Source organism: Flavobacteriales bacterium (genome assembly GCA_016715895.1).
In the GTDB taxonomy this organism is placed as follows: Bacteria; Bacteroidota; Bacteroidia; order Flavobacteriales_F; family PHOS-HE28; genus PHOS-HE28.
Genome location: JADJXH010000004.1, coordinates 1,432,986 through 1,458,016 on the forward strand (window position 1 = coordinate 1,432,986; position 25,031 = coordinate 1,458,016).

Annotated in this window: 26 protein-coding genes; 16 read left to right on the plus strand and 10 right to left on the minus strand. The window is 67.0% G+C overall.

Going from position 1 to position 25,031, the window contains the following annotated elements:
* The first annotated feature begins 37 nt into the window (after positions 1-37).
* From IPM49_14840 to IPM49_14900, 13 genes are all read left to right on the plus strand, one after another.
* Complete coding sequence (locus IPM49_14840) at positions 38-1,156, plus strand: glycosyltransferase family 4 protein (GenBank protein MBK9275799.1); 1,119 nt, start codon at positions 38-40, stop codon at positions 1,154-1,156.
* Between the two features lie 11 nt (positions 1,157-1,167).
* Positions 1,168-2,169 (plus strand): NAD(P)-dependent oxidoreductase, encoded by a 1,002-nt coding sequence (locus IPM49_14845; GenBank protein MBK9275800.1) that lies wholly within the window; start codon positions 1,168-1,170, stop codon positions 2,167-2,169.
* Between the two features lie 13 nt (positions 2,170-2,182).
* The gene (locus tag IPM49_14850) at positions 2,183-2,995 is read left to right on the plus strand and encodes a WecB/TagA/CpsF family glycosyltransferase (protein ID MBK9275801.1); all 813 of its coding nucleotides are present in this window, start codon (positions 2,183-2,185) and stop codon (positions 2,993-2,995) included.
* Between the two features lie 149 nt (positions 2,996-3,144).
* Positions 3,145-4,296, plus strand: coding sequence for an undecaprenyl-phosphate glucose phosphotransferase (locus IPM49_14855; protein MBK9275802.1), 1,152 nt, complete (start codon positions 3,145-3,147; stop codon positions 4,294-4,296).
* Positions 4,297-4,365: 69 nt separating this feature from the next.
* Positions 4,366-4,620, plus strand: a complete 255-nt coding sequence (locus tag IPM49_14860) for a 30S ribosomal protein S20 (protein ID MBK9275803.1) — start codon at positions 4,366-4,368, stop codon at positions 4,618-4,620.
* A gap of 65 nt (positions 4,621-4,685) precedes the next feature.
* Entirely contained in the window at positions 4,686-5,396 is a 711-nt protein-coding gene (radC, locus tag IPM49_14865; protein MBK9275804.1) for a DNA repair protein RadC, read from the plus strand.
* 2 nt (positions 5,397-5,398) lie between these two features.
* Positions 5,399-6,553, plus strand: coding sequence for a UDP-N-acetylglucosamine 2-epimerase (non-hydrolyzing) (gene wecB / locus IPM49_14870; GenBank protein MBK9275805.1), 1,155 nt, complete (start codon positions 5,399-5,401; stop codon positions 6,551-6,553).
* A gap of 3 nt (positions 6,554-6,556) precedes the next feature.
* Entirely contained in the window at positions 6,557-7,738 is a 1,182-nt protein-coding gene (locus IPM49_14875) for a terpene cyclase/mutase family protein (protein ID MBK9275806.1), read from the plus strand.
* Between the two features lie 70 nt (positions 7,739-7,808).
* On the plus strand, positions 7,809-9,047 hold the full coding sequence (locus tag IPM49_14880) for a polysaccharide deacetylase family protein (GenBank protein MBK9275807.1): 1,239 nt from the start codon (positions 7,809-7,811) through the stop codon (positions 9,045-9,047).
* Complete coding sequence (locus IPM49_14885; GenBank protein ID MBK9275808.1) at positions 9,044-9,961, plus strand: GNAT family N-acetyltransferase; 918 nt, start codon at positions 9,044-9,046, stop codon at positions 9,959-9,961. Before IPM49_14880 ends, IPM49_14885 begins: the two co-directional genes overlap by 4 nt.
* Positions 9,958-10,608, plus strand: coding sequence for a uracil phosphoribosyltransferase (gene upp / locus IPM49_14890; GenBank protein ID MBK9275809.1), 651 nt, complete (start codon positions 9,958-9,960; stop codon positions 10,606-10,608). Before IPM49_14885 ends, upp begins: the two co-directional genes overlap by 4 nt.
* A 45-nt stretch (positions 10,609-10,653) precedes the next feature.
* Positions 10,654-11,094 carry a hypothetical protein gene (locus IPM49_14895; GenBank protein ID MBK9275810.1) on the plus strand — a complete coding sequence of 147 codons (441 nt, stop codon included), beginning with the start codon at positions 10,654-10,656 and terminating at the stop codon, positions 11,092-11,094.
* Entirely contained in the window at positions 11,094-11,795 is a 702-nt protein-coding gene (locus tag IPM49_14900) for a noncanonical pyrimidine nucleotidase, YjjG family (protein ID MBK9275811.1), read from the plus strand. The genes IPM49_14895 and IPM49_14900 overlap by 1 nt, the downstream gene beginning before the upstream one ends.
* On the opposite strand, the gene IPM49_14905 is transcribed toward IPM49_14900, so the two are convergent.
* The 6 genes from IPM49_14905 to rsfS all read right to left on the minus strand — a co-directional run bounded on the left by IPM49_14905 (position 11,781) and on the right by rsfS (position 16,456).
* Complete coding sequence (locus tag IPM49_14905; protein ID MBK9275812.1) at positions 11,781-12,134, minus strand: hypothetical protein; 354 nt, start codon at positions 12,132-12,134, stop codon at positions 11,781-11,783. The two genes, IPM49_14900 and IPM49_14905, sit on opposite strands and share 15 nt — an antisense overlap.
* A gap of 203 nt (positions 12,135-12,337) precedes the next feature.
* The gene (locus IPM49_14910; protein MBK9275813.1) at positions 12,338-13,003 is read right to left on the minus strand and encodes a phosphatidylserine decarboxylase family protein; all 666 of its coding nucleotides are present in this window, start codon (positions 13,001-13,003) and stop codon (positions 12,338-12,340) included.
* A 42-nt stretch (positions 13,004-13,045) separates the two neighbouring features.
* A complete protein-coding gene (locus IPM49_14915) occupies positions 13,046-13,849 on the minus strand; it encodes a phosphatidate cytidylyltransferase (protein MBK9275814.1) in 804 nt (267 codons plus the stop codon).
* The gene (locus tag IPM49_14920) at positions 13,846-14,088 is read right to left on the minus strand and encodes a DUF2007 domain-containing protein (protein ID MBK9275815.1); all 243 of its coding nucleotides are present in this window, start codon (positions 14,086-14,088) and stop codon (positions 13,846-13,848) included. Before IPM49_14920 ends, IPM49_14915 begins: the two co-directional genes overlap by 4 nt.
* Entirely contained in the window at positions 14,057-16,063 is a 2,007-nt protein-coding gene (gene ftsH / locus IPM49_14925; GenBank protein MBK9275816.1) for an ATP-dependent zinc metalloprotease FtsH, read from the minus strand. Before ftsH ends, IPM49_14920 begins: the two co-directional genes overlap by 32 nt.
* A gap of 15 nt (positions 16,064-16,078) precedes the next feature.
* A complete protein-coding gene (rsfS, locus tag IPM49_14930) occupies positions 16,079-16,456 on the minus strand; it encodes a ribosome silencing factor (protein MBK9275817.1) in 378 nt (125 codons plus the stop codon).
* Positions 16,457-16,535: 79 nt separating this feature from the next.
* Between rsfS and IPM49_14935 the strand changes: the two genes are divergently transcribed.
* Together IPM49_14935 and rpmH are read left to right on the plus strand one after the other, a co-directional pair.
* A complete protein-coding gene (locus tag IPM49_14935) occupies positions 16,536-17,273 on the plus strand; it encodes a biotin--[acetyl-CoA-carboxylase] ligase (protein MBK9275818.1) in 738 nt (245 codons plus the stop codon).
* Positions 17,274-17,332: 59 nt separating this feature from the next.
* On the plus strand, positions 17,333-17,491 hold the full coding sequence (gene rpmH / locus IPM49_14940; GenBank protein MBK9275819.1) for a 50S ribosomal protein L34: 159 nt from the start codon (positions 17,333-17,335) through the stop codon (positions 17,489-17,491).
* A 59-nt stretch (positions 17,492-17,550) separates the two neighbouring features.
* On the opposite strand, the gene IPM49_14945 is transcribed toward rpmH, so the two are convergent.
* The 4 genes from IPM49_14945 to IPM49_14960 all read right to left on the minus strand — a co-directional run bounded on the left by IPM49_14945 (position 17,551) and on the right by IPM49_14960 (position 21,736).
* Positions 17,551-18,378, minus strand: a complete 828-nt coding sequence (locus tag IPM49_14945) for an alpha/beta fold hydrolase (protein MBK9275820.1) — start codon at positions 18,376-18,378, stop codon at positions 17,551-17,553.
* Between the two features lie 27 nt (positions 18,379-18,405).
* Positions 18,406-19,170, minus strand: a complete 765-nt coding sequence (locus tag IPM49_14950) for a glycosyltransferase (GenBank protein MBK9275821.1) — start codon at positions 19,168-19,170, stop codon at positions 18,406-18,408.
* Positions 19,171-20,742 carry a glycosyltransferase family 39 protein gene (locus IPM49_14955; protein ID MBK9275822.1) on the minus strand — a complete coding sequence of 524 codons (1,572 nt, stop codon included), beginning with the start codon at positions 20,740-20,742 and terminating at the stop codon, positions 19,171-19,173.
* A 163-nt stretch (positions 20,743-20,905) separates the two neighbouring features.
* Positions 20,906-21,736 carry a SprB repeat-containing protein gene (locus tag IPM49_14960; GenBank protein MBK9275823.1) on the minus strand — a complete coding sequence of 277 codons (831 nt, stop codon included), beginning with the start codon at positions 21,734-21,736 and terminating at the stop codon, positions 20,906-20,908.
* A 364-nt stretch (positions 21,737-22,100) separates the two neighbouring features.
* Between IPM49_14960 and carB the strand changes: the two genes are divergently transcribed.
* Positions 22,101-24,911, plus strand: a complete 2,811-nt coding sequence (gene carB / locus IPM49_14965; protein MBK9275824.1) for a carbamoyl-phosphate synthase large subunit — start codon at positions 22,101-22,103, stop codon at positions 24,909-24,911.
* Positions 24,912-25,031 lie beyond the last annotated feature (120 nt).

Consider the following 25,031-nt stretch of genomic DNA (forward strand, 5'->3'; position numbering starts at 1 on the left):
GTCCGTGGCCGTCCGGGGCGGATACCTTTGGCCGCCGATGACCGGCCGCCCGATCCATGTGCTCGTCGTGGGGCAGACCCCACCGCCCTTCGGAGGACAGGCCGTGATGATCCAGGCCATGTTGGAGGGACATTATCAGGGCGTGGTGCTCCACCATGTGCGCATGGCCTTCTCGGAGGACATGGAAAGCGTCGGGCGCTTCCGGCCGCGCAAGCTGTGGGTGCTCTTCACCACGGTGCTCGCCGTCTGGCGTGCGCGCATCATCCACCGTACCCCGGTGCTGTACTACCCGCCGAGCGGCCCCAACAAGGTGCCCGTCCTGCGTGACCTGATCCTGCTCGGTGCCGTCCGTTGGATGTTCCGTCGCACGGTGTTCCATTTCCACGCCAGCGGTGTTTCCGGTTTCGCCCCGCAGCTTCCCGCTGTCCTGCGTCCCTTGTTCCGGCTGGCCTACAGGCGCCCGGATCTGGCCATCCGGACGGCGCAGCAGAACCCCGATGACGGGGCCGTGTTGCAGGCGCGCCGGTCCATCGTGGTGCCCAACGGGGTGCAGGACGCGCGCGGCACGGTGGCCGAGCGAACGGCCGGGCCGGACGAGCCGCTCGTCATCCTGTTCACCGGGGTTCTCATCGCCAGCAAGGGGGTGATGGTGCTCCTTGAGGCCTTCCACCGCCTTCGGGAGCAGGGTGTGAACGCACGCCTTGAACTGATGGGCAAATGGGGTGATGCGTCGTTCCAGGCGCACTGTGACCGGTTCGTGGCACGTCACGGGCTTGCGGACCGGGTGCGGTTCCTCGGCGTGAAGCGTGATGCGGAGAAGCTTGCGCACTTCGCCGGCTGCGACATCTTCTGCTTTCCCTCGCACTTCGAGGCGGAGAGCTTCGGGTTGGTGCTCGCCGAGGCCATGCAGTTCGCGAAGCCGGTGGTGAGCACACGGTGGCGCGGGATCCCGTCGGTGGTGGAGGAGGGCGTGAACGGCTTCCTGGTGCCGGTGGAGGACCCCGCCGCGGTGGCCGACCGATTGGCCCGCCTGTCGGCCGATCCCGCGTTGCGGCGCACCATGGGCGAGGCGGGCCGGCGCATCTTTGAACAGCGGTTCACGTTAGAACGCTTCCACCAGCGCATGGAAGAGGCCTTCCTCAGCCTGCGCCCCTAGTGCGAACGACCATGCGCGTCCTTGTCACCGGCGGGTCCGGGTTTATCGGCACCAACCTCATGGAACGTCTGATCGATGCCGGTGAGGAGGTGCTCAACGTGGACTGGAACCCGCCGCTCAACCCCGGCCAGCGGGTCCTGTGGCGCGAGCTCGACATCATGGACGAGGAGGCGCTCGCCCGGGCGTTCGCCGAATTCCGGCCGACGCACGTGGTGCATCTGGCCGCCCGCACCGATACCGAGGAGCAGCACGACCTGAACGCCTATGTGCAGAACCACGAGGGCACCCGCCGCCTGCTGAACGCGGTGAAGGCCTGCCCATCGGTGGAGCGGCTCATCGTCACCAGCACCCAGTTCGTCTGCGAGGCCGGTCATCAACCCAAGGACGACCTGGACTTCAAGCCGTTCACCCTGTACGGGGAATCCAAGCGGCTCACCGAGATGGTCACGCGCGAAGCGCGGCTGTCGTGCACCTGGACCATCATCCGCCCCACCACCATCTGGGGGCCCTGGAGCCTTCGTTACCGGGATGTGATGTTCAAGGTGATGCGCAAGGGGCTCTATTTCCATCCCTCGCGGCGGAAGGTGATCCGCTCCTACGGCTACGTGGGCAATGTGGTGTGGCAGATCGACCGCATCCTGCGGCTTCCGGCCGAACGCATGAACGGACGTGTGTTCTACGTCGGGGATCCACCCTTCGACCTGCGCATCTGGGTGGAGGCCATCTCCAAGGCGCTCACCGGACGGCCGGTGCGGTACATACCCATCTGGGCGGTCCGCGCCCTGGCGGTCACCGGTGATGTGCTCAGAACGGTGGGTCTGCCGTTCCCGATCACCAGCGGACGCTTCCGGTCGATGACCAGCGACTACATCACGCCGATGGACCGTACGATCGAGGCCCTCGGCCCTGCGCCGTTCACGCTGGAGGAGGGCGTGAAGGCGATGGTGGCATGGTACGATGGCGGCAGTGAACACATCGCCCATCCGGTGCGAAAAGTGGTGGGCCATGGCTGAGCGCGTCCCGATCATGCCGGGCGCGTTGCCGAAACGGGAGGTGGTGGGCACAGGCATCACGCTCGGGAGCTTCGATGCCCATGTGCGGATGATCACCACGCTCGGTGCCGCTCAGCGCTCGTCGTACGTGTGCTGTGTGAACGCGCACATGGCCGTGGAGGCGGCGCGCGATCCCGGGTTCCGAGCGGTGGTGAACGGAGCCGACCTGGCCACGGCCGATGGCATGCCCGTGCTGCGTTGCCTGCAGTGGTTCGGTGGTGAACGGCAGGAGCGGGTGGCGGGCAACGACCTGATGCCCGCGCTGATGGAACAGGCTGCCGCGCAGGGGCTCTCCGTATTCCTCTATGGCGGGCGTGACGAGGTCTTGCATCGGATCCGCGAGAGGGTCGCGCGCGAACTGCCCACGCTGCGCATCGCCGGAGCGGTCGCACCACCGTTCCGACCGTTGAGCGACGCCGAACTGCAGGCCGACGCCGACCGCATCAATGCCTCCGGGGCGCACCTCGTGCTGGTGTCCTTGGGCTGCCCCAAGCAGGAACGGTGGATGGCCGCCATGCGTCCACGGGTCCGGGCGGTGATGCTGGGCCTTGGAGGCGCGTTCCTGCTTTATGCCGGTGTGGACACCCGTGCGCCGAAGTGGATGCGCGAGCTGTCCCTCGAATGGCTCTATCGCCTGGCCCTGGAACCCGGCCGTCTTTGGAAGCGCTACCTGGTGACCAACACCCTGTTCCTGGGCCTTGCCATGAAGGCGGCCTGGTTCCGCATCACAGGACGGCGTTCCGGGCGTGTCGCTGCCCGGGCGGAAGCAACGGCGCTCGCTGGATGAGCGTCGTCCCGTCGGTCGGAGCGTGAACGGGCGGGCTGCTTTCGACGAATTAAAGGATTTCTTCGACAAAACTTGACAGCGGATGGTGCCTGGTCTAGCTTTGACCTCCCTTTACGACCGGCCAGGAAGCGACCAGGCGAATCCCACGAATGATCGACGGTAACCCGCCCCTGCGCATGGAAGCGAACGACCCCGGCAAACTGACCGCCCGCCCTGAAGGCATGGGCGACCTGGCGGCTTTGCTGCGGTCCAAGCGGTTGTCCCTTCAACAGGTCGGCTCGGGCCTGAGCAAGGTGCTCACCCTGGAGCCCCTCACCTCCGTGAAGGACCTCATCATCGTGGGCGAGGGTCCTGCGGCAGAGGAGATCTTCCAGTATTGCCAGGACCAGACCGTGCGGGGCTACCGGTTCCGCGGGCTCTTCAACGACCAGGAGGTGCGAGGCCCCTTGGGTGCGCATCGAATGGGCGATGTGGAGGCCGCCAAGGCCTTTGCGGTGCAGAACCGCATCGACATCGTGTACTGCGCCCTGCCGGGCACGCGCAGGGCCGACATCACGGACCTGATGGAGTTCTGTGAGCGCAACACCATCCGGTTCCGGGTGATCCCCAGTGTGGACAGTTTCATCCCGGTGGTGCAGACCACCGACCTGGAGTTCCATGGGTCCGTGCCGGTGAGCAAGCTGCGGCGCGAGCCGCTGGACCACCGGGCCAACCGGGCGTGGAAGCGCACCTTCGACATCGTCTTCTCGAGCCTGGTCATCCTGTTGGTCTTCAGCTGGCTGTTCCCCATCCTGGCCCTTCTGGTGAAGCTCTCCTCCCCTGGGCCGGTGTTCTTCCGCCAGCAGCGCCTGGGACGGGACAACAAGGAGTTCGCCTGCTGGAAGTTCCGGTCGATGCGGGTGAACGCGGAGGCGGACACCAAGCAGGCCACCAAGAACGATCCACGCGTGACCCGCGTGGGGGCCTTCCTGCGCAAGAGCAACCTGGACGAGATGCCGCAGTTCTTCAACGTCCTGATGGGGCAGATGAGCGTGGTGGGGCCTCGTCCCCACCCCCTGAGGCTCAACGACCAGTATCGGGACATCATCGACAAGTACATGGTGCGGCATTTCGTGCGTCCCGGCATCACCGGCTGGGCGCAGGTGAACGGGTTCCGCGGGGAGACCCGCACGCCGGAGCTGATGGAACGGCGCATCGAGCTGGACGTGTGGTACCTGGAGAACTGGAGCTTCTGGCTGGACGTTCGGATCGTGGTGAAGACCGTCACCAACATGCTCGGAAAGGACCCCAACGCCTACTGAGGCGCCGGTGGTCTTGTGGAACCGGTGGGAAGCACTATATTTGCCGTCCTTTTCAGAGCCTGAACAGCCATGGCGAACCATAAGTCGGCCCTCAAGCGGGTGCGTCAGACCGAGACCCGCAACGAGCGCAATCGCTACCAGCACAAGACCACGCGCAATGCCGTGCGCAAGCTGCGCAGCACCACCGACAAGAAGGCCGCCACGGCCCTTCTGCCGGAGGTGAGCGCGATGCTGGACAAGCTGGCCAAGCGCAGCGTGATCCATAAGAACAAGGCGGCCAACCTGAAGTCCTCCCTGGCCACGCACGTGAACAAGCTGAAGTGACCCGTGCGGTCACCGTTGCACCGGTGAAGGTCCTCCGAACGGGGACCTTTGCTTTTTTTTAACCCATGGCCGACGAGCAGCGTTCCACCCCGGGCCGGCTCACCATCCGCGAATGGGCCAGCGACGACCGGCCTCGTGAGCGGCTGCTGAGCCATGGCGCCGGTGCCTTGAGCGATGCCGAGCTCCTGGCCATCCTGATCCGGTCGGGTACCGTACAGGCCAGCGCGCTCGATCTGGCCCGCCAGGTGCTGGTGCTCGCGGGCAACGACCTCGGCAGGCTCGGCCGCTTGAGCGTGGCCCAGCTCATGCAGGTCAAAGGGCTCGGCGAGGCCAAGGCCATCAGTATCGCGGCCGCGCTGGAGCTGGGCCGTCGTCGACGCGATGCGAGCCCCGAACAGCGGACGAGGATCACCACCAGTGCGGTGGCGTTCGAGCTGCTGCATCCGCTGATGGCGGACCTGATGCACGAGGAGTTCTGGCTGCTCCTGCTCGACCGTGGCAACGCCGTCACCGGCAAGGTGCGCGTGAGCCAGGGCGGCATGCACGGCACCGTCGCCGACCCGAAGGTCATCTTCCGCGAGGCGATCGACCGCCGGGCCGCAGGGGTGGTGCTCGCCCACAACCACCCGAGCGGGCGCGCCATCCCCAGCGAAGAGGACGTCCGCCTCACCCGCAAGCTCGTTGAGGGCGGGCGGCTGCTGGACATCGCCGTGCACGACCATCTCATCATCACCGCCACCGGCTACTACAGCTTTGCCGACAACGGCTCGCTCTGACCATGTCCGCGCCGCTCGAGATCCTGACGGTGGTGGGGGCAAGGCCCCAGCTGGTGAAGGCGGCGGTGCTGGCCCGATGCATCGCCGATCGGTTCTCCGCGCGGCTCCGTCAGCGCATCCTCCACACCGGTCAGCACTACGATCCCGCGCTCTCCGATGTGTTCTTCCACGACCTGGGGCTGTCGGCGCCGGACATCTCACTCGGCGTGGGCGCGGCCTCCATCCCTGTGCAGACCGCGCGCATGCTGGAGGGCATTGCGGGTGCGATCGGTGAACAGCGTCCCGACCTCGTGCTGGTGTTCGGTGATACCACCAGCACCCTGGCCGGAGCACTGGCCGGGGCCCAGTGCGGGGTGCCGGTGGCCCACGTGGAGGCGGGCCTGCGTGCGCACGATCGCAGCATGCCGGAGGAGCTCAACCGCATCGTGGCCGATCGGCTTTCCACCTGGTTGTTCTGCCCCACGGAGACCTCGGTGACCAACCTGGGCGCTGAGGGCATCCGTGATACCGCGGGTGCGGCCCATGACCCCGACGCGCCGGCAGTGCGGCTGGTGGGCGACCTTCTTTGCGACCATGTACTGGGCACGCTCCCACGGGCTGAAGCACGTTCTGAAGCGCTGCGCTCCATGGGGCTGCGCCCGGACGGATACCTGCTGGCCACGGTGCACCGCGCCGCGAACAGCAACGATGTGGACCGGCTCTCCGGGATCGTCGAGGGCCTGCGCATGTCCGCCCGGGCCACGGGCCTGCCGGTGGTGTGGCCCCTTCATCCGCGTGTGCGGCAGCTGCTCGACAGCCCCGCGCACGCCGGTGTCAATGAACGATTGCGGCAGAGCCCGGAACTGCGGGTGGTGGCCCCACAAGGCCCCCTGGACATGCTGGCCCTTACCCGGCATGCGGCCGTGGTGATCACCGATTCCGGTGGATTGCAGAAGGAGGCCGCCATCCTGCGACGGCCCTGCGTGGTGCTCCGCGACCGCACGGAATGGGTGGAGCTTGTGAGCTCCGGAAGAGCCACGCTGGCGGATGCGGACCCCGGCCGGATCGCCGCCGCGGCGCAAGCGGGTATCGGGCTGCACCTCGCCGATCCGTCCGGTCTGTACGGGGATGGTGATTCCGCAGGCCGCATCTGTTCCATCCTGCTCGGTGAGCGCTGAACCATGCTGCGCAGTCTGGCCGACTACCTCCACTGCTGGGCGCGTCTGCTGGCGGATGCGGACGGGCGGAAGCTGATCCAGGCGCATGCCCGACCGCTCCCCGTTACCGAAGCACCTTCGCCTGAGGACATCGAGCGGGCGCTTGGCGACGCGATGGATTGGGTGGCCCGGGCGCAGGACCACAGCGGGGACGGAGGAATGGGCAGCCTTCATCTGGTGCGCGGCTGGGGACGCACGTACCCGGAGACCACGGGTTATCTCATCCCCACGGTCCTGGCCGCAGGTGAACGCCTGGGACGGCCGGACCTTTTCGATCGGGCCGCCCGTGCGGCCGATACCCTGCTCACGCTTCAGCACGCGGATGGGGGTTGGCAGGGTGGACGCGTGGGTGAGCGCCGTCCATCGGTGGTGTTCAATTCCGCGCAGGTCGTGCGCGGCATGCTCGCCATGCATGCACGGACCGGTGAACCGCGCTTTCTGGATGCGGCCGTGCGTGGGGGCGCCTGGATCATCAGTGTGCAGGAGGCGGACGGCAGCTGGTCACGTCACAACTTCATGGGCGCGGCGCGCGTGTATGACAGCTATGTGGACGCACCGTTGTTGATGCTGCACCGCATCACCGGTGATCCCGCGATGAAGGAGGCCGCGCTGCGGAACCTGGCTTGGGTGGAGGGGCGGCAGGCCGCCAACGGCTGGTTCGCCGATGCGGACAACACCGAGAAGCACAACGAACGGCCCATCATCCACACCCTGGCCTACACGATGGACGGGCTGGCCGAATGCGGAGCGCTCCTGGACGATGACCGATGGACGGCGATGGCCGAGGCTGCGGCGCGGCCCCTGTGCGATCGCTTCCTGGAGCACGGTGTCCTGCATGGCCGGTACGACCGGTCATGGAACGGCAGCGAGGCCTTCATCACCACGGGTGGGGCCCAGCTTGCGGTGGTCTGGCAGCGGCTGGCGCACCTTGGCAAGGCTGGCCTGTTCGCCGATGCCGCGGCGCGGATGCGCGGGCTGCTGATGACCCTCCAGTCCCGCGGCGCGGAAGGGCCGACCGATGGCCGTGGGGCTCTCACCGGCTCCTATCCCCTCTGGGGCCGGTACGAGAAGTTCGCCTGCCCGAACTGGGCCACCAAGTACCTGGCCGACGCCCTACTTTGTGCCGACGGTCGCACGTTCTGTTGAACCCGCCGCCCGCCCTTCGCACATGCTGCTCGTCCACCTGGAGCACCCATCGCCGCGCGCTCATTGGATCGTGGAACATACGATCGGGCGGATGCTGGGCATGCCGCTCCGGATCACCAGCGACGCGACGGCATTCCGGGAAGCTGCAGGTCCCCGGCTGAGCTATGGATCCTCGCCGATGGCCGGCGCCCTGCATGTTCCCTGGTCCGGTGCGCTGCACCAGCTGCCCGCGCAGGACCCCCCGGTGGCCCTGGTGGACGGCATGCCCGCACTGTTCCCGGTGGGTCACGCCTTCGACCTGTTCGCCGCCGCGTTCTTCCTGCTCGCCCTGGTGGATGAGCATCGTTGCCAGGCGCGCGATGCGCACGACCGCATCCCGACCGAAGCCCTGTTCACGGTGCGGAGCGGTCTGGCCGATGCGCCCTGGGTCGATCGTTGGGTACTGGCGCTTGGTGAGCGGTTGCAGCGCTCCCATCCAACGCTGCGGTCCGCGCGCGCCTTTCGACATGTCGTCACCGTGGATGTGGACAACGTGCTGCGGTATGCCGGCCGGCCCTGGACGCGGGCGCTGGGCGCCACGGCGAAGGACCTGCTGCACCTGCGCCCGGGGGCTGCGCTGGAGCGGTGGATGGTGCGCTCCGGCCTGCTGCGCGATCCCTTCCTGCGTGGCCTCGACCTTGTGGAGCGGCATGTGGCGGACACCAGCGGCGCGATCCTCTTCCTGCTGTTGCGCGGCGATGGCCCGCATGACCACGCCGTGGAACCTGACCGGTGGCCGGCCGGGTTGCACCGCTTCCTGCGGCATGACACGGGCCTGCGCATCGGACTGCACCCATCCTATGCGACCAGCACCGATCCCGGGCGCCTGGAGACCGAGGTGTCGATCTACGAACGGCGGCTGCAGCCGCGGACACTGATCAGCCGGCAGCACTTCCTGCGCTGGCGCCTGCCCGACACCTTGCGGCGGCTTGCGGCCGCCGGGTTCGCCGAGGAGCACAGCCTCGGCTTCGCGGACCGCCCCGGTTTCCGCGCGGCCACCTGTACGCCGTTCCCTTGGTACGATGTGGAGCGCGACCAGCCCACCCCGCTCATGCTGTGGCCCTTCGCCGCGATGGACAGTGCCCTGATCGAGCGATGCGGGCTTGATCCGGCCGGAGCGACGGCGGCCATGCGGGCGATGAGCGACGAGGTGCGTGCGGTGCAGGGCACCTTCGTGAGCGTATGGCACGACCGCTACCTCAGTGGTCACCGCGAGTTCGCGCGATGGCCTTCGGTGTTCGAGGAGGTGGTGAAGCATGCAAGGCCATGATCAGGTACTTGCGGCACGACCGGATCGACAAGGCGGCCTGGGACGCGCTGCTCGATCGCTGCACGGGTCCGGTGTGGTACGCCCGCAGCGCCGTGCTCGATGCGGCATGTCCGGGCTGGGAAGCCCTCTGGGACGACGAACGCGGTGCGCTGATGCCGCTGACACACCACCGCAAATGGGGCATCCCGTACCTGTACCAGCCGTTCCCGCTCCAGCAGCTCGGCGTGTTCGCGGCGACCGATGATGCGCTGCGGAACGGAGAATTCCTTAGGGCCCTGCCCGCACGCTTCCGCCTGGCGGACATCTACCTCACCAATGCCGCCGTGGAAGGAGCGGGCCGGGGCTGGCGCTTCACCACGCGACAGGATCAGCTGGTGCCGATGGACCGCCCGATCGCCGCCATCCGCAAGGGATACAGCAGCAATCATCAGCGCAGTCTGCGACGTGCGGAGGCGGCCGGACTGGAGCTCGATGCCACCATGGGTACGGAGGCCTTTATGGACTTCCTGACCACGGCCCCCCAATGGCCCGCGTGGAAGGTGGGCGCCCGGCAACAAGGCTCCCTGCGGAGGCTGCTGCAGGTGATCCACCAGCGGGGCGAGGGCGTCTGTGTGGCGGTGCTTCACGCGGGGCGTCCGGTGGCGGCCGGTTGTTTCGTGCACCATGGCGACCGTACCCTCTTCCTCAAGGGCCTTGCGCTGCCGGAGGCCCGGTCGCTGAACGCGATGCACCTGCTGATCGACCGCATGCTGGAACAGCGGGCGGGCAGTGCGCGCTGGATGGACCTGGCGGGCAGCAGTGACCCGGCGCTGGCCCGGTTCTACGCGGGCTTCGGCGCGGTGACCACCCTATATTTACACGCCTTGCTGCGACGCTTCCCCGTCAGCCTGCGAGGTCAATCCGAACAGGCATGATCGTCGAACTGGGCAAGGAGCGCACGGTGGTGAACCAGTACCTCGCGGAAATGCGGGATGTGGAGGTGCAGCGCGATCCGATGCGTTTCCGTCACAACCTCGAACGCCTGGGCATGGTGTTCGGCTACGAGCTCAGCAGAACGCTGGAGTATGAGGAGCGCGAGGTGACCACCCCACTGGGTCTGGCCCGGGTGCCGGTGTTGCGCGAGCAGCCGGTCCTGGCCACCATCCTGCGGGCGGGCCTTCCGCTGCACCAGGGCATGCTGTCGGTGTTCGATCGGGCGGACAACGCCTTCATCAGTGCGTACCGGAAACATCGCAAGGGCGAGGAGGGTTTTGATATCGAAGTGGAGTACCTCAGCAGCCCTACGCTGGATGACCGTGTATTGGTGCTCTGCGACCCGATGCTGGCCACCGGCCAGAGCATGCTGCTGGTGTACAAGGCCCTGCTGCGTCTGGGGCGCCCGAAGGCCCTGCACGTGGTGTCCGTGATCGCGAGCAGTGAGGGTGTGGAGTACATCCGCAAGCACCTGCCCTCGGGCACACGCATCTGGATCGGCGCCATCGACGAGGAGATGACGGCGCAGGCCTACATCGTGCCCGGTCTGGGTGATGCGGGTGATCTGGCCTACGGTCGAAAGGTCTGAGGCGTGCACGATGCGGCACAGATAGCGGTGGTGGTCGCCTGGGGCATGTTGAAGATGCTGGTGGCGGCCGGTTTCGGGGTGGGCTTCGGATTCACGTTCCTGGAGACCTTCCTGTGGACCGCCGTGGGGGGCTGCCTGGGCGTGCTGGTGTTCTACCGCCTCAGCGAGCGCCTCACCGAATGGTCGCGCGAACGCTGGCTCAAGGGGCGGGAGCGCGCCCGTGCGCGCGGGGTCGCGCTGGGTCGGATCTTCACCCGGCGCAACCGCTGGATCATCCGGCTGAAGCACGTCAGCGGCTACCTGGGGGTGGCCGCGCTCACCCCGCTGGTGCTCACCATACCGGTGGGCAGCATCCTGGCCGCGCGCTTCTTCCACCACGACCGACGCATGGTGCCCGCCCTGCTCGTCTCCGTGGTGGTGCAGGCCCTTGGCGTATCCGCCGCGCTCACCGGCGTGGTGGGTGGCATCACCCGGGCCCTGCCGTGATGCGCTACCGCCACATCTTCTTCGACCTGGACCACACCCTGTGGGACTTCCGTAGGAACTCACGGGCCACGCTGCGCGAACTGCATGCGGAGCTCGGGCTTGTGGAACATGGCATCGACGATGCGGACGAGCTCATCGAGGCCTACGAGGAGGTGAACGCGGGCCTTTGGCGTCGCTATGAGGAGGGCCGCATCCCCAAGGAGGTGCTGCGCGTGCTGCGCTTCCGCAACACCCTCGGCCGGTTCGGGGTGCGCGACGAGCGGCTGGCGCACCGGCTGGCCACCGACTACCTGGACCGCTGCCCGCGCAAGCCCGCCCTGCACGCCGGCGTCCGCCCGCTGCTGGACGATCTCGCGGCGGACCGTTCCCTTCACATCATCACCAACGGCTTCCAGGAGGTGCAGCGGATCAAGCTGCTGAGCAGCGGCATCGCGGAGCACTTCGATGTGGTGCTCACCAGTGAACAGGCCGGTGCGGCCAAGCCGGACCCGCGCATTTTCCGTCGTGCCCTGGCCCTGGCGGGGGCCAGGGCGGAGGAGAGCCTGATGGTGGGCGATGACGCGCGGAACGACACGGGCGGCGCGCGCGCTGCAGGCCTCGATCAGGCGCACTTCATCGGGGATCCGGACACGGAGCCGGACGCGGAGGCCACCTTCCGCTTCGCCCACTTCGCCGAGCTTCACCGCCTACTGCGCGGATAGCGCGTCAGGCTCGAAGAAGTACGTCACCGTGACGTCGCGGCCGTTGATGTGGCTGTACTTCCTGAAGCGGATCGAGTCCGTTCCGAGCCGCAGGCCCTGGTAGTCGATCTCCCCCTTCATGCCATGGGTGGTGAAGAGCACGCTGTCACCCGTCAGACGGACCGCCGACCGATGCACGGCGCTGTTGCCACCGGTGGGGGTGGAGGGCACAAGGAGCACCTTCAGCCCGTCGGCATCCTTGGCCATGCCGGCGGTATGCATCACGTAGCCTTCCGGGAAGAAGCGCATCACGTAGCCCACGCCGCCCAGCCGGGCGCGGTACACGCCGTCCACGCGCACGGCGCCCTCGGGCAGCGGAGTCAGAGGATAGTCTATCGTCCGGTGTCTCTCCGAATTCTCTGGATCTGGAGGGGTTTCAGGAGTACTTTCCGACTGCTTATCACTACCAAGTTTGATGTCGATATCAACATCTCCACCGTCACCTGCACAAGCAGAAAATAGAATAGCGCAGGCGAAGAATGCCAGTTCCTGATGATTCATGGTCATGCGTTGGGGAAGCGGGCGATCACGGTGGTGGAGCCCTGCACGGTGTCGCCCAGGGCCACCTTCACCTGCGAGCCCAGCGGCAGGAAGACATCCACGCGCGAGCCGAACTTGATGAAGCCGAACTCACGGCCCTGATCGGCGTTGGCACCGGCCGTGCTGTAGGTGCAGATGCGGCGCGCGAGCGCCCCGGCGATCTGCCGGAAGAGCACCTCGCCATGCCGTGCGTGGCGCACCACCACGGTGCTGCGCTCGTTCTCCGTGCTGCTCTTCGGGTGCCAGGCCACCAGGTATTTGCCGGGGTGGTAGCGCGCATAGCTCACGATGCCGGCCACGGGGTACCAGTTCACATGCACGTTCAGCGGGCTCATGAAGATGCTCACCTGCAGGCGGCGGTCGTTGAAGTGCTCGGGCTCGTGCACCTCCTCGATGGCCACCACCCGGCCATCGGCCGGCGACACGATGGCGCCTTCGTCCACGGTGATGGTGCGCCGCGGTACGCGGAAGAACCAGAGCACGATGAGGAAGACGAGGACGAGCGGTGCGGCGATGGCGATGCGTAGCGCGGCCGGCGCCGAGTCCCACTGCATCAACCCATAGAGGGCGAAGCACAGGACGGCGGTGGCCAGCAGCAGGGTGGCGGTGCCTTCGCGGTGGATGCCCATGGGAGCGTGGCGGCCAAATATAGGAGGGGCGGTCCTCCGTCCTCAGGCGATGGCCTGCAGGTAGACCCAGGTGGCGGGCATGGCCAGCAGGAATCCGTCGAAGCGGTCGAGGATGCCGCCGTGCCCGGGTAGGAGGGTCCCGGAGTCCTTCACACCGGCGGCGCGCTTGAAGGCCGATTCCAGCAGGTCGCCCAGGGTTCCCGTGATGGTCACCACCACGGCCAGGACCAGCCAGTCGGCGAGGTCCAGGGTGGTCCAGAACCGGGCGATGATCCAGGCGGCCAGCAGGGTGAAGGCCACGCCGCCCAGAAGGCCCTCGATGGTCTTTTTGGGCGATACGCGGGGGAACAGGGGATGGCGGCCGATGAGCCGACCCACGACGTATGCGCCCGTGTCACTGGTCCACAGCAGCACCATGAAGCCCAGGAACAGCTCCCAACCCCGGGCCACCACCAGGGGCACCAGGCCGAAGGGCAGGGCCACGTAGATCAGCACGAACACCTGGCCGGCGAGCTCCTGCACGGGGGCGTCGCCACGGCGGAAGAGGGTGAGGCCCATGGTGAGGAGCACGAGCAGGAAGGCGGTGAGGAGCACGAAGCCCACGCGCCAGTCGGAGATGATGGGGGCCACGCCGACCACAAGGAAGAGGCAACCGGCCAGCACCCGGGTCCAGAACACGGGCGGTGCGTCGTTCGTGCGCCAGGTGAGGCGGTGCAGTTCGCCGGCGGCGATGAGGGCCACGGGCAGGAAGAGGAGCAGGGTGGTGAAGGGTCCGGCGAGGGCAGCGCCCACCGTGGCGGCGATGTAGACCAGCCCGGTGAGGCTGCGCACGAGCACCTCGTTCACGGCGCGGGGTTCTGCAGCAGGTGAAGGGCCTCGAGGACACGGGTGCGGTCCACCAGCACGCACACCTCGCCCATCATGGGGTAGGCGCTGGGGCTGCGGTCCAGCAGCACGGCCGGGATGCCTTCGGCCTCCAGGCGGCCGAGCACCAGTTCGGCCTCGGAGCGCTGGGCCGCGGCATGGACCACGGTCCAGACCGGGGCCGGGCCATCAGGCCTCCCGGTGCGCGGCAGGGGGTGCATCGGAGGGTGCTTCCGGCGTCTTGGCCGGGCTGCCGTGGCCGTTCACTGCGGGCGGTGCGGGGCGCTCGAAGGGGCGCTGGCCGAAGATCTTCTCCAGGTCCTCCTTGAAGATCACCTCCTTGTCCAGCAGCTGGCCGGCCAGGGCGGTGAGCTTGTCCTTGCTTTCGGTGAGGATCCGCTTGGCCCGCTGGTACTGGCCCTCCACGATCTTGCTCACCTCCTCGTCGATCACCTGGGCGGTGCGTTCGCTGTACGGCTTGCCGAAACCGTACTCGTTCTGGCCGCTGCTGTCGTAGTAGCTGATGTTGCCCACCCGGTCGTTCAGGCCGAACATGGTCACCATGGCATAGGCCTGCTTGGTCACCTTTTCCAGGTCGCTGAGCGCTCCGGTGCTCACCTGGCCGAACATCACCTCCTCGGCCGCGCGTCCGCCGAGGGCGGCGCAGATCTCGTCGAGCATCTGTTCGGTGGTGGTGAGGTGGCGTTCCTCGGGCAGGTACCAGGCGGCGCCCAGGGAACGGCCGCGCGGCACGATGGTCACCTTCACCAGGGGGGAGGCGTGCTCCACCAGCCAGCTCACGGTGGCGTGGCCGGCCTCGTGGTAGGCGATGGCCTTCTTCTCGTCGGTGGTGATGATCTTGTTCTTCTTCTCCAGGCCGCCGATCACGCGGTCCACGGCGTCCAGGAAGTCCTGGCGGTCGATGGTCTTCTTCTTCTTGCGGGCGGCGATGAGGGCGGCCTCGTTGCAGATGTTGGCGATGTCGGCGCCGCTGAACCCCGGGGTCTGCTTGGCGAGGAACTCCACGTCCACCGTGGTGTCCAGCTTCAGGGGCTTGAGGTGCACCTTGAAGATGGCCATGCGCCCGTTGAGGTCGGGCATGTCCACGAAGATCTGGCGGTCGAAGCGGCCGGGGCGCAGCAGGGCGCGGTCGAGCACGTCGGCGCGGTTGGTGGCGCCAATGAGGATCACCCCGCTGTTGGTGCCGAAGCCGTCCATCTCGGTGAGCAGCTGGTTGAGCGTGTTCTCGCGCTCGTCGTTGGCGCCCATGCTGATGCTGCGTCCACGCGCCCGGCCGATGGCGTCGATCTCGTCGATGAAGATGATGGCCGGGGCCTTCTCCTTGGCCTGCTTGAAGAGGTCGCGCACGCGGCTGGCGCCCACGCCCACGAACATCTCCACGAAGTCCGATCCGCTAAGGCTGAAGAAGGGCACATTGGCCTCGCCGGCGATGGCCTTGGCCAGCAGGGTCTTGCCGGTGCCCGGCGGGCCCACCAGCAGCGCACCCTTGGGGATCTTCGCGCCCAGGTCGGTGTATTTCTTGGGGTTCTTCAGGAAGTCCACGATCTCCTGCAGTTCCTCCTTGGCCTCGTCCAGTCCGGCCACGTCGTTGAAGGTGATGTTGGTGCTCTTGCCGCCCTCGAAGAGCTGGGCGCGGCTCTTGCCGATGTTGAAGATCTGGCCGCCCGGTCCGGCGCCGCCCCCGATGCGGCGCATCACGAACATCCAGATGGCGATCATGATCCCCAGGAAGAGCACCCACTGCAGGATCTCCCGGCCCCAGTTGTCCTGGTGCTTGAAGCTGTACCGGACCTTCTGCTCGGCGTAGTCCTTCTTGAGCTCCTCCTGGAACGCGTCGATGCTGCCGATGTTGAAGGCGTAGTGAGGTCCGGCCACGTTGCTGCCGCTCATCACGTTGCCCCGGATTCGGTCCTTGTGCGGTGGGTTGGCCAGGCGGTCCTTCTTGATGTACACCTGGGCCACCTCGTCGTTGATCACCACCACGCGGTCCACATCCCCGGCGGCCACGAAGGCGCTGTATTCGGTGGGTTCGATCTCCACCATGCCACCGCTCATGGTGAAGAGGTTGATCGACAGGATCACCACGATGATGATGCCGTAGATCCAGTAGAAGTTGAAGGAGCGCTTGGGGCGGTCCTTCTCGTTCCGGGGGCGTTCGTTGTTGGGTTGTTCCACGGTTCGGTCTGTTCGTCAGGCCACGTTGTCGTAGCGTTGGCTGGCGGCATCGGCCCACAGGTGCTCCAGGCCGTAGTGTTCACGTTTGGCGCGGTGGAAGATGTGCACCACCACGTCCACGAAGTCCAGCAGCACCCATTCGGCGTTGCGCAGGCCTTCGGTGTGCCAGGGGCGTTCACCGGCCTTCTCCCGGGCGAACTTCTCCACCGAGCCGGCGATGGCCTCCACCTGTGTGTCCGAGTCGCCGTGGCACACAACGAACTGGTCGCACACCCGGTTCGGCATGCCCCGCAGATCGATGCGCACGATGTCCCTGCCTTTCACCTCCTGGATGCCCTGGATCACGGCCTCCACCAAGCGGGCGCTGTTCCCCGCGCCCTGCGCTTTCTTCATCCGGTGTATCTTGGTCGTTCAAAGGTAGCAAGTTCCCCTGCCGCCGCCGATGGCCGCAGGATGCCTGTTCCCTGGGGCCATGATCGGGTCGGCACGCATCGAACTGGCGACCGTCGACAGCACCAACAAGCATGCTGCCGATCTGCTGCACCTGACGGAAGTGCAGCACGGCACCGTCATCCTGGCCCATGAGCAGACCGGAGGGCGGGGGCAGCGCGACCGCCAGTGGCGCAGCCAGCCGGGGCTCGACCTCACCTTCAGCGTGGTGCTGCGGCCTGACGGGCTCGATGCGGGGCACCAGTTCGTGCTGGCCCAGTTCACGGCGCTGGCCGTGCGCGATGCCTTGCAGCGCATCGGCGTGCAGGAGGTGATGGTGAAGTGGCCCAACGACGTGCTGGTGGGACCGCGCAAGGTGGCGGGCATCCTCATCCAGAACGAGATCCAGGGCGGGCGGGTGCGGCATTCGGTGGCGGGCATCGGCCTCAACGTGAACAGCGACGGCGACGTGGAGGGGGCGCTGGCCACCAGCGTGCGGCTCGAATTGGGCCGTGCCGTGGACGCCGGGGCCCTGCTCACCGGGTTGCTGGACAGGCTGGAGCTGCGGTGGCGGCAGGCGATGGGCCACCGGCCGGGCCTGGAGGCCGACTACCGCGACGCGCTCTGGGGGCGGGGCCGCTGGCTGCCCATGGAGCTGGACGGCGCGCCGATCGAGGCCCGACCGCTGGAGGTGGATGCCGAAGGGCGCCTGCTCGTGGAGCTGCAAGGGGGGGCGGTGGCCCCCTTCGGACTGGACCGCCTGCGCTTCGGTCCGCGGTAAGGGCTTGCCGGATCGGCCGGAAGGACTATTTTTGCGCCCCCAACAGACGACCCGTAGCCATGAAACGCACGTACCAGCCCAGCCGACGCAAGCGCGCCAACAAGCACGGGTTCCGCAAGCGCATGAGCACCGCCGCCGGCCGTGCCGTGCTCGCCAGCCGCCGCAAGGCGGGCCGCAAGAAGCTCACCGTGAGCGACGAGGCCAAGGGCAAGAAGTAAGCCGACCCACCGGGCCCGCCCGGTTCCGGATCGAGGGGGCTGCGGCCCCCTTTTCCGTTTCAGGCCCAGCGCAACTGCCCGGGGATGGGGTCCAGCACCGGGGGCGCCATCACCAGGTGGCCGCGCTCGTGCACGTGCAGGTGGATGCGCGCGGGATCGCGCTTCGCGAAGGCCTGGCCCCAGGGCAGGCGGATCACCCTGTCGAAGCGGCCCAGGTGCAGGTGGGCGTGCAGGTCGTGGGACCGCAGGTGGCGCACCACCGCCGAAAGGTCCGGCTCGATGGCCCGCAGGCTCAGCCACACATCATGCACCAGCTGGCGCTTGGCGGGGTTGTCCGTGTGCTGGGTGAGGAACTGGTGGAACTTGTTGCTGATGAGGCCGGTGCGGTGCACGGTGTCCACCACGCGGAACCAGCCCTCGGGACGGTGCAGAAACCGGTGGTAGAGCCGGCGGCCCACCCGGTAGCGGCTCAGGGCGCGGTACCAGGGATTGCGCACCAGGCCGTCCGGGGCGAAGAGCAGCAGGCCGGCGCTGCGTTCGGGCAGCTGCTCCAGCAGGCTCAGGGCCATGCGGCCGCCCAGGCTGAAGCCCGCGCACCACGCCCGCCGGATGCCGTGCGCGTCCAGGTAGGCCTCCATCAGGTCGCGCCACTCCTCCGGCCGCAGGGGGTGGTCCACCGGGCGGCCGGGCGGGAAACGGCTGCCCCCGTGGAACCACAGGTCGAAGGCGTGCAGCGTCACCCGGTCGCCCCAGGCGGCCACCGCCGGGTCGAAGTCGCGCACCGAGCCGCCGTAGCCGTGGAAGGCCAGCACATGCACCGGCCCGGATCCGCTCACCCGGTGGGCGATGGACAGGGGGCCGTGGGTGAAGAGCCGGTCGCCGGCCATGGGGCGAAGATCGGTGGGGGCGCCGGATCAGGCCTTGACGCTGCGCGCCAGGCCGCGCTGGTGCTCCCTGTGGATGAGGAAGAGGTCGATCCACAGGCGGAAGGCATAGCCGGCCTCCACTTTGGACCGCCCCCGGTCGATCCATTCCGTCAACGGCACCTCGGTCATGCGCGTCATGGCGCCCTCCCTTCCGTGCAGGAGGATGAAGCGGGAGAACAGTTCCACGTCGAAGAGCCAGCGCGAGAGGAATGGAGCGTCGAACAGGACGGCGGCGATCTCCCGCGTGAACAGTTTGCACCCGCACTGGGTGTCGTAGACGCGCAGATCGAGGATGCCCGAGATGAAGGTGGCGATGATGCGCCCCACCACGTGCCGCCGCCATTTCCGTTCGATGGTGGACCCCACCCGGGCGATGCGCGACCCGAAGCAGAAGCTCACCCCGCCGGCCAGATGCTGCCGCATCGCGTAGCACTCCTCCGGGGACACGGCCAGGTCAGCATCCAGGAAGGCGATGTGGCGCGGGTCGTAGCGCGCAGCACAGGCCAGCACACCTTGCCGCACGGCCTCCGCCTTGCCCCGGTTCTGGTCCAGCGTCACAACGGCCACACGGTCCGGGTGTTCGGTCCGCAGGCCTTCCAGGAGCTGCGCCGTCCCATCCGTGGAGCCATCGTCCACGAAGCAGAGGAGGGCGTCGGGGTGTGCCGGGATGAAGCGGCGGATCCTCTCCACGGGCAGGCGATCGCCCTCGTTGTAGCAGGGTATCACGATGCCGATCCCGATCGCGGTGTCCATTCACTTCAAGGTGTACACCTCGCTGATGGTGCTGTTCAGGATCCTGATCCGGTGGGTGCTGAGGCGTGCCGGGTCCTCCACAAGGTCGCCAAGGTCCACATGATCGTGCGCCCGGTGGTTGGTGATGAAGTGATCCGCTTCCTCCACGGGTACGATGCGGATGCGCGCGCGCTGCGCAGCGGTCAGCAGCATCAGGTTGTACTCTCCCGGCGAGCTTGCCACGGCCACGTTGATCACCGGTGCCGGATCGGTGGCCAGGATGTGTTCGAGCGCCTGCTTGTAGGACGTGCCCCAGTAGTCCATCTCGAAGCGTTCGCGGACCTCCTCCGGACGTTCGCTCGGCACCAGCGCGTTGAAGTACACATGCTCGAACGGGTGGCGGTTGACCATCAGGGCGAGCGTGGCCACGAATGAGCATGCACACAAGGCCATGACCACCTTCCGCGCCGTGGCGGACCGGCTCGACAGGACCCACAGCCCGTGCACGGCCAGCAGCACGAACGGGGCGTAGATGAAGAAGAGCTGCCGCCAGCTGTCGTACAGCACCGAACGGAGGGCCACCACGGCCACCACGGGCACCAGCCAGTAGGCCAGGAACACCAGCGTGAACCGCCGTTCAGGATGGAGCAGCACGGCGCGGGGGGCGCGGAGGACGGCCACCAGCGTGGCCACCACCCCCGCGGCTCCGGCCAGCAGGTAGGGCAGGGGGTTGGAGATGGTGAACCACACGGGGATGTAGTCCCAGCCCAGCTCCGTGGCCTTCACGGTGGCCCCGTTGAACAGCACGGAGCCGGTCCACCGGAACTTGGACATGTTGGTGAAGGCCGTGACGAAATGCTCCACCGGGTCCGTCCACAGGTAGGGCCAGGAGGCGTAGAGCGTGCCCACGGACGTGACCAGCAGCAGGCCGGCCAGGCCCAGGGACCGCGTGATGCGGCGTGCGGCCCAACCATCCACCGCGAGCAGGACCAGGGCGAACGCGGGCAGCAGCACGCCCATGATCCGGATGTTGATGAGCAGACCCGACGCCACGCCCAGCCACGCAAAGGCGGCCGCCGTGCCCAGCTGAAAGGCGCGCACGAGCAGGTGGAGGCCGATCATCGTCATCGAGAGGAAGGGGATGTCCTTCGTGTTGAAGAACGAATGCGGATACAGCACGGGGTGCAGCACCAGAAGGAGAAAGCCGACCGTGGCCAGCAGCCGGTCGTGGTAAAGCCGCTGCACGAGCCGGAAGCAGGCCAGCGCGCCCAGCAGGAAGAACAGGTGCGTCACCAGGTGCCGCATGAGGTAGACGGCGCGCGTGTCGTCCAGGCCGAGCACCTTTTCCAGCGCGATCAGCGGCAGCTCAAAGGCCACGCCGTAGTCACGGTTGCGGAAGCGCAGCAGCGCATCGTCCCCGCGCGCCACGTAGGCGTAGGACACCTCGCCGATGTCCCGCTGGGCCGGCTCGTCCCACGACAGGCCGAAGTCGGGCCACTGCGGCAGCGCCACCACGAAAGCCACCGCGAAGAGGACCAGACCGAGGCCGGTGCCGCGCCGGGCGGTGGGATGGGTGGTCGCGGGGATGCGCATGGTCGGTCGGTACGCCGCTGCCCGGGGGGCCTTCCGGCAGCCCGCATCCTCCGGGGAGCGAGATGCGCGAGGCGGCTAAAAGTAGACCCCGTGCGGCAACCGGCCGGGCCACGTCGGTGCTGGGGAAGGCGATGCCGGCAGCGTGCTGCACCCCCGGTGGGGTTCAGTCCCGGACGAAGCGCTGACGCGCCACCACGTCGTTACCGTTGGAGATGAGCAGCACATAGCATCCTCCCGCCCCCAGTGTCGAGCCCGGCAGCGGCATGGTGTTCCTGCCTGCGGGCACGGTCATCTTCATGGGGTTCAGGATCGAGCGGCCGGCGAGGTCCACGATGGTGAACTCCAGCGTTCCGGATGTCGCAAGGTCGGTCTGGATGGTCACCGGCCCGTACGATCCGGAACCGGGCAGTACGGCGATCCCCATCTCTCCGGCGGTGATGTCCGCCACGGAGGTGGCGTCCACCAGCGATACGCTCAGGGTCGCCGAACAGGCTTTGGAATCCGTCACCGTCACCGAGTACAGACCGGGCGCCAACCCGCTCAGGTCCTCCCCGGTGGATCCGTTGCTCCACGCGTAGGAGAACGGCGGGGTTCCTCCGCTCACGGTGAGGTTGATGCTGCCCCCTGTGCCGATCGGATCGGTGTGCGTCTCGGCCAGGGTGATCGCCGGACCGGACTGGATCCCGAACCCGGTCTGGTCGCCCAGACCGCCTTGCGTATCGAGGAACACCGTATAGCCGTCCGGGGCCAGACCGGTCAGGTCATGTTGCGCCGTCGCGCCGCTCGTGTACTGCTGCGACCAGATGAGCGAGAAGGCGCCATTGAACACGGATAGTGTCCACGTACTGCCCGTGAAGGTGCCGTTCACGGTGCAGCTGCCGGAGTTGTTGCATCCGGCGGGTTGCGCGTTGGTCACCCAGCAGGTCTGCGCTTGTACACAGGGCGCGAGACCGAGGGTGGCCATGATCATCAAATGGGTCGCGGTTGTTCTCATGTACTGTGGTTGTGGATAGGTGCGGGCAAGGTTAGGCGGGGCGATCCGGGCCCGCATCGTTGGTTCCAATGGATCCTCCGGTGCGCGAGCCACCCAGGGACCGGCACCGGTCGTATCAGCGACCGTCGTCCTGCCTACCTCCGCCGGAACGGACAGAAGCGTGCAGGGCCCACGCCCATGTGACGACCCTGCCCCGTCCACGTTGTTCAGGAGGGGGCACGCATGGGCTCGACCTGTTCCGCCCGGCAGGAGGCGCCATGCGCGCACGACCAATTCTTCTCCACGATCCCCGCGGCTTTTCCACGATCCCGGTCCCGCGCACCGCCCGTGGGTAGCTTTGTGCTCCGGTACCCAGCTACCGGACATGCCCAAAGACACCTCCATCAAGTCGGTCCTGATCATTGGTTCGGGCCCGATCGTCATCGGCCAGGCCTGCGAGTTCGACTACTCCGGCAGCCAGGCTTCCCGCTCCCTCCGCAACGAAGGCATCGAGGTCACGCTGATCAACAGCAACCCGGCCACCATCATGACCGACCCGGTCACGGCCGACAACGTGTACCTGAAGCCGCTCACCACCGAGAGCATCGAGGAGATCCTCAGGAAGCACAAGATCGACGCCGTGCTGCCCACCATGGGCGGACAGACCGCGCTCAACCTCGCCATCGAGTGCGAGAAGCTCGGCATCTGGAAGGAGCACAACGTGCGCATGATCGGCGTGGACACCAAGGCCATCGACATCACCGAGAACCGCGAGCAGTTCCGCCTGCTGATGGAGCGCATCGGCGTGCCCATGGCGCCCAGCAGGACCGTCACCAGCTTCCTCGAGGGCAAGAAGGTGGCGCAGGAGTTCGGCTTCCCGCTGGTGATCCGCGCCAGCTACACGCTCGGCGGTGCCGGCGCCAGCTTCGTGAAGGACCCCGCCGAGTTCGACAAGCTGCTGAAGCACGGCCTGCAGATCAGCCCCATCCACGAGGTGATGATCGACAAGGCGCTGCTCGGCTGGAAGGAGTACGAGCTGGAGCTGCTGCGCGACAAGGACGACAACGTCACCATCATCTGCTCCATCGAGAACTTCGATCCGATGGGCATCCACACCGGCGACAGCATCACCGTGGCGCCGGCCATGACCCTCAGCGACCGCACCTACCAGCGCATGCGCACCGAGGCCATCAAGATGATGCGCGCCATCGGCGACTTCGCGGGCGGCTGCAACGTGCAGTTCGCGGTGAGCCCCGATGAGAAGGAGGAGATCTACGCCATCGAGATCAACCCGCGCGTGAGCCGCAGCAGCGCGCTCGCCAGCAAGGCCACGGGCTACCCCATCGCCAAGATCGCCAGCAAGCTCGCCATCGGCTACCGCCTGGATGAACTGGAGAACCCCATCACCGGCACCAGCGCCTTCTTCGAGCCCACGCTCGATTACGTGATCGTGAAGGTGCCGCGTTGGAACTTCGACAAGTTCGAGGGCAGCGACCGCCGCCTGGGCGTGCAGATGAAGAGCGTCGGCGAAACGATGGGCATCGGTCGCAGCTTCCAGGAGGCGCTGCAGAAGGCCTGCCAGAGCCTCGAGATCCGCCGCAACGGCCTGGGGGCCGACGGCAAGGAGACCACCGATGCCAACGTGCTGCTGGAGAGCCTGGCCAACCCCAGCTGGCACCGCCTCTTCCATGTCTACGACGCCATCAAGCTCGGCATCCCCTTCAAGAAGATCCAGGAGCTCACCCACATCGACCTCTGGTTCCTGAAGCAGATCGAGGACATGATCCTCACCGAGAAGGAGGTCGAGAAGTACACGCTCGACAGCATCCCGCGCGACCTGCTCTTCGAGGCCAAGCAGAAGGGCTACGCCGACCGGCAGATCGCCCACCTGCTGCGCTGCCTGGAGAGCGAGGTGTACCGCAAGCGGCAGGAGCTCGGCATCAAGCGCGTGTACAAGCTGGTGGACACCTGCGCCGGCGAGTTCCCCGCGCGCACGCCGTACTACTATAGCACCTTCGAGGAGGAGAACGAGAGCGTGCGCAGCGACCGCAAGAAGGTCGTGGTGCTCGGCAGCGGCCCCAACCGCATCGGCCAGGGCATCGAGTTCGACTACTGCTGTGTGCATGGCGTGCTCGCCGCCAAGGAGCTCGGCTACGAGACCATCATGATCAACTGCAACCCGGAGACGGTGAGCACCGACTTCGACACGGCCGACAAGCTCTACTTCGAGCCCGTGTTCTGGGAGCACATCTACGACATCATCCAGCACGAACAGCCCGAGGGCGTCATCGTGCAGCTCGGCGGGCAGACCGCGCTGAAGATCGCCGAGAAGCTGGAGAAGTACGGCATCCGGATCATCGGCACCAGCTTCGCCGCGCTGGACATCGCCGAGGACCGCGAGCGCTTCAGCAGCCTGCTGCGCGACCTGGACATCCCGTACCCGAAGTTCGGCGCGGTGCGCACGGCGGAGGAGGCCGTGAAGCTGGCCAAGGAGCTGGGGTTCCCGCTGCTGGTGCGCCCCAGCTACGTGCTCGGCGGCCAGAAGATGAAGATCGTGATCAACGAGGAGGAGCTCGTGGACCAGGTGCTCGACATCCTGCGCTTGATGCCCGACAACAAGATCCTCATCGACCACTTCCTCGACGGCGCCATCGAAGCGGAGAGCGATTCCATCTGCGACGGCGAGATGGTGCGCATCATCGGCATCATGGAGCACATCGAGCCCGCCGGCATTCACAGCGGCGACAGCAACGCCGTGCTCCCGCCCTTCGACCTCAGCGAGAAGGTGATCCAGCAGATCCGCGAGCACACGCACAAGATCGCGCTGGCCCTGCACACCGTGGGCCTGGTGAACATCCAGTTCGCCATCAAGGACGAGGTGGTGTACGTGATCGAGGCCAACCCGCGCGCCAGCCGCACGGTGCCTTTCATCGCCAAGGCCTACGGCGAACCCTACGTGAATTGGGCGACGAAAGTCATGCTTGGTGCGAAGTTGAAAGACTTCGCCTTCAAACCCAGGTTGGACGGGTATGCCATCAAAGTCCCGGTGTTCTCGTTCGACAAGTTCCCTAATGTCGACAAGTCACTCGGGCCTGAAATGAAGTCAACGGGTGAAGCGATCTACTTCATCAAGGACTTGAAGGATCCGTTCTTCCGGCAGGTGTATGGGGAGAGGTCGATGTATCTGAGTAGGTAGATCATTAGGGCGTGCCCCCGGCTAAAATGCAGCCGGGGTCCGGCTTTCCGCTGCAAGTCCGCACTCGTCGTTCCTCCTCGCTTGCGGGCTTTCCGCTGCGATCCGTCACGCAAGATGCCT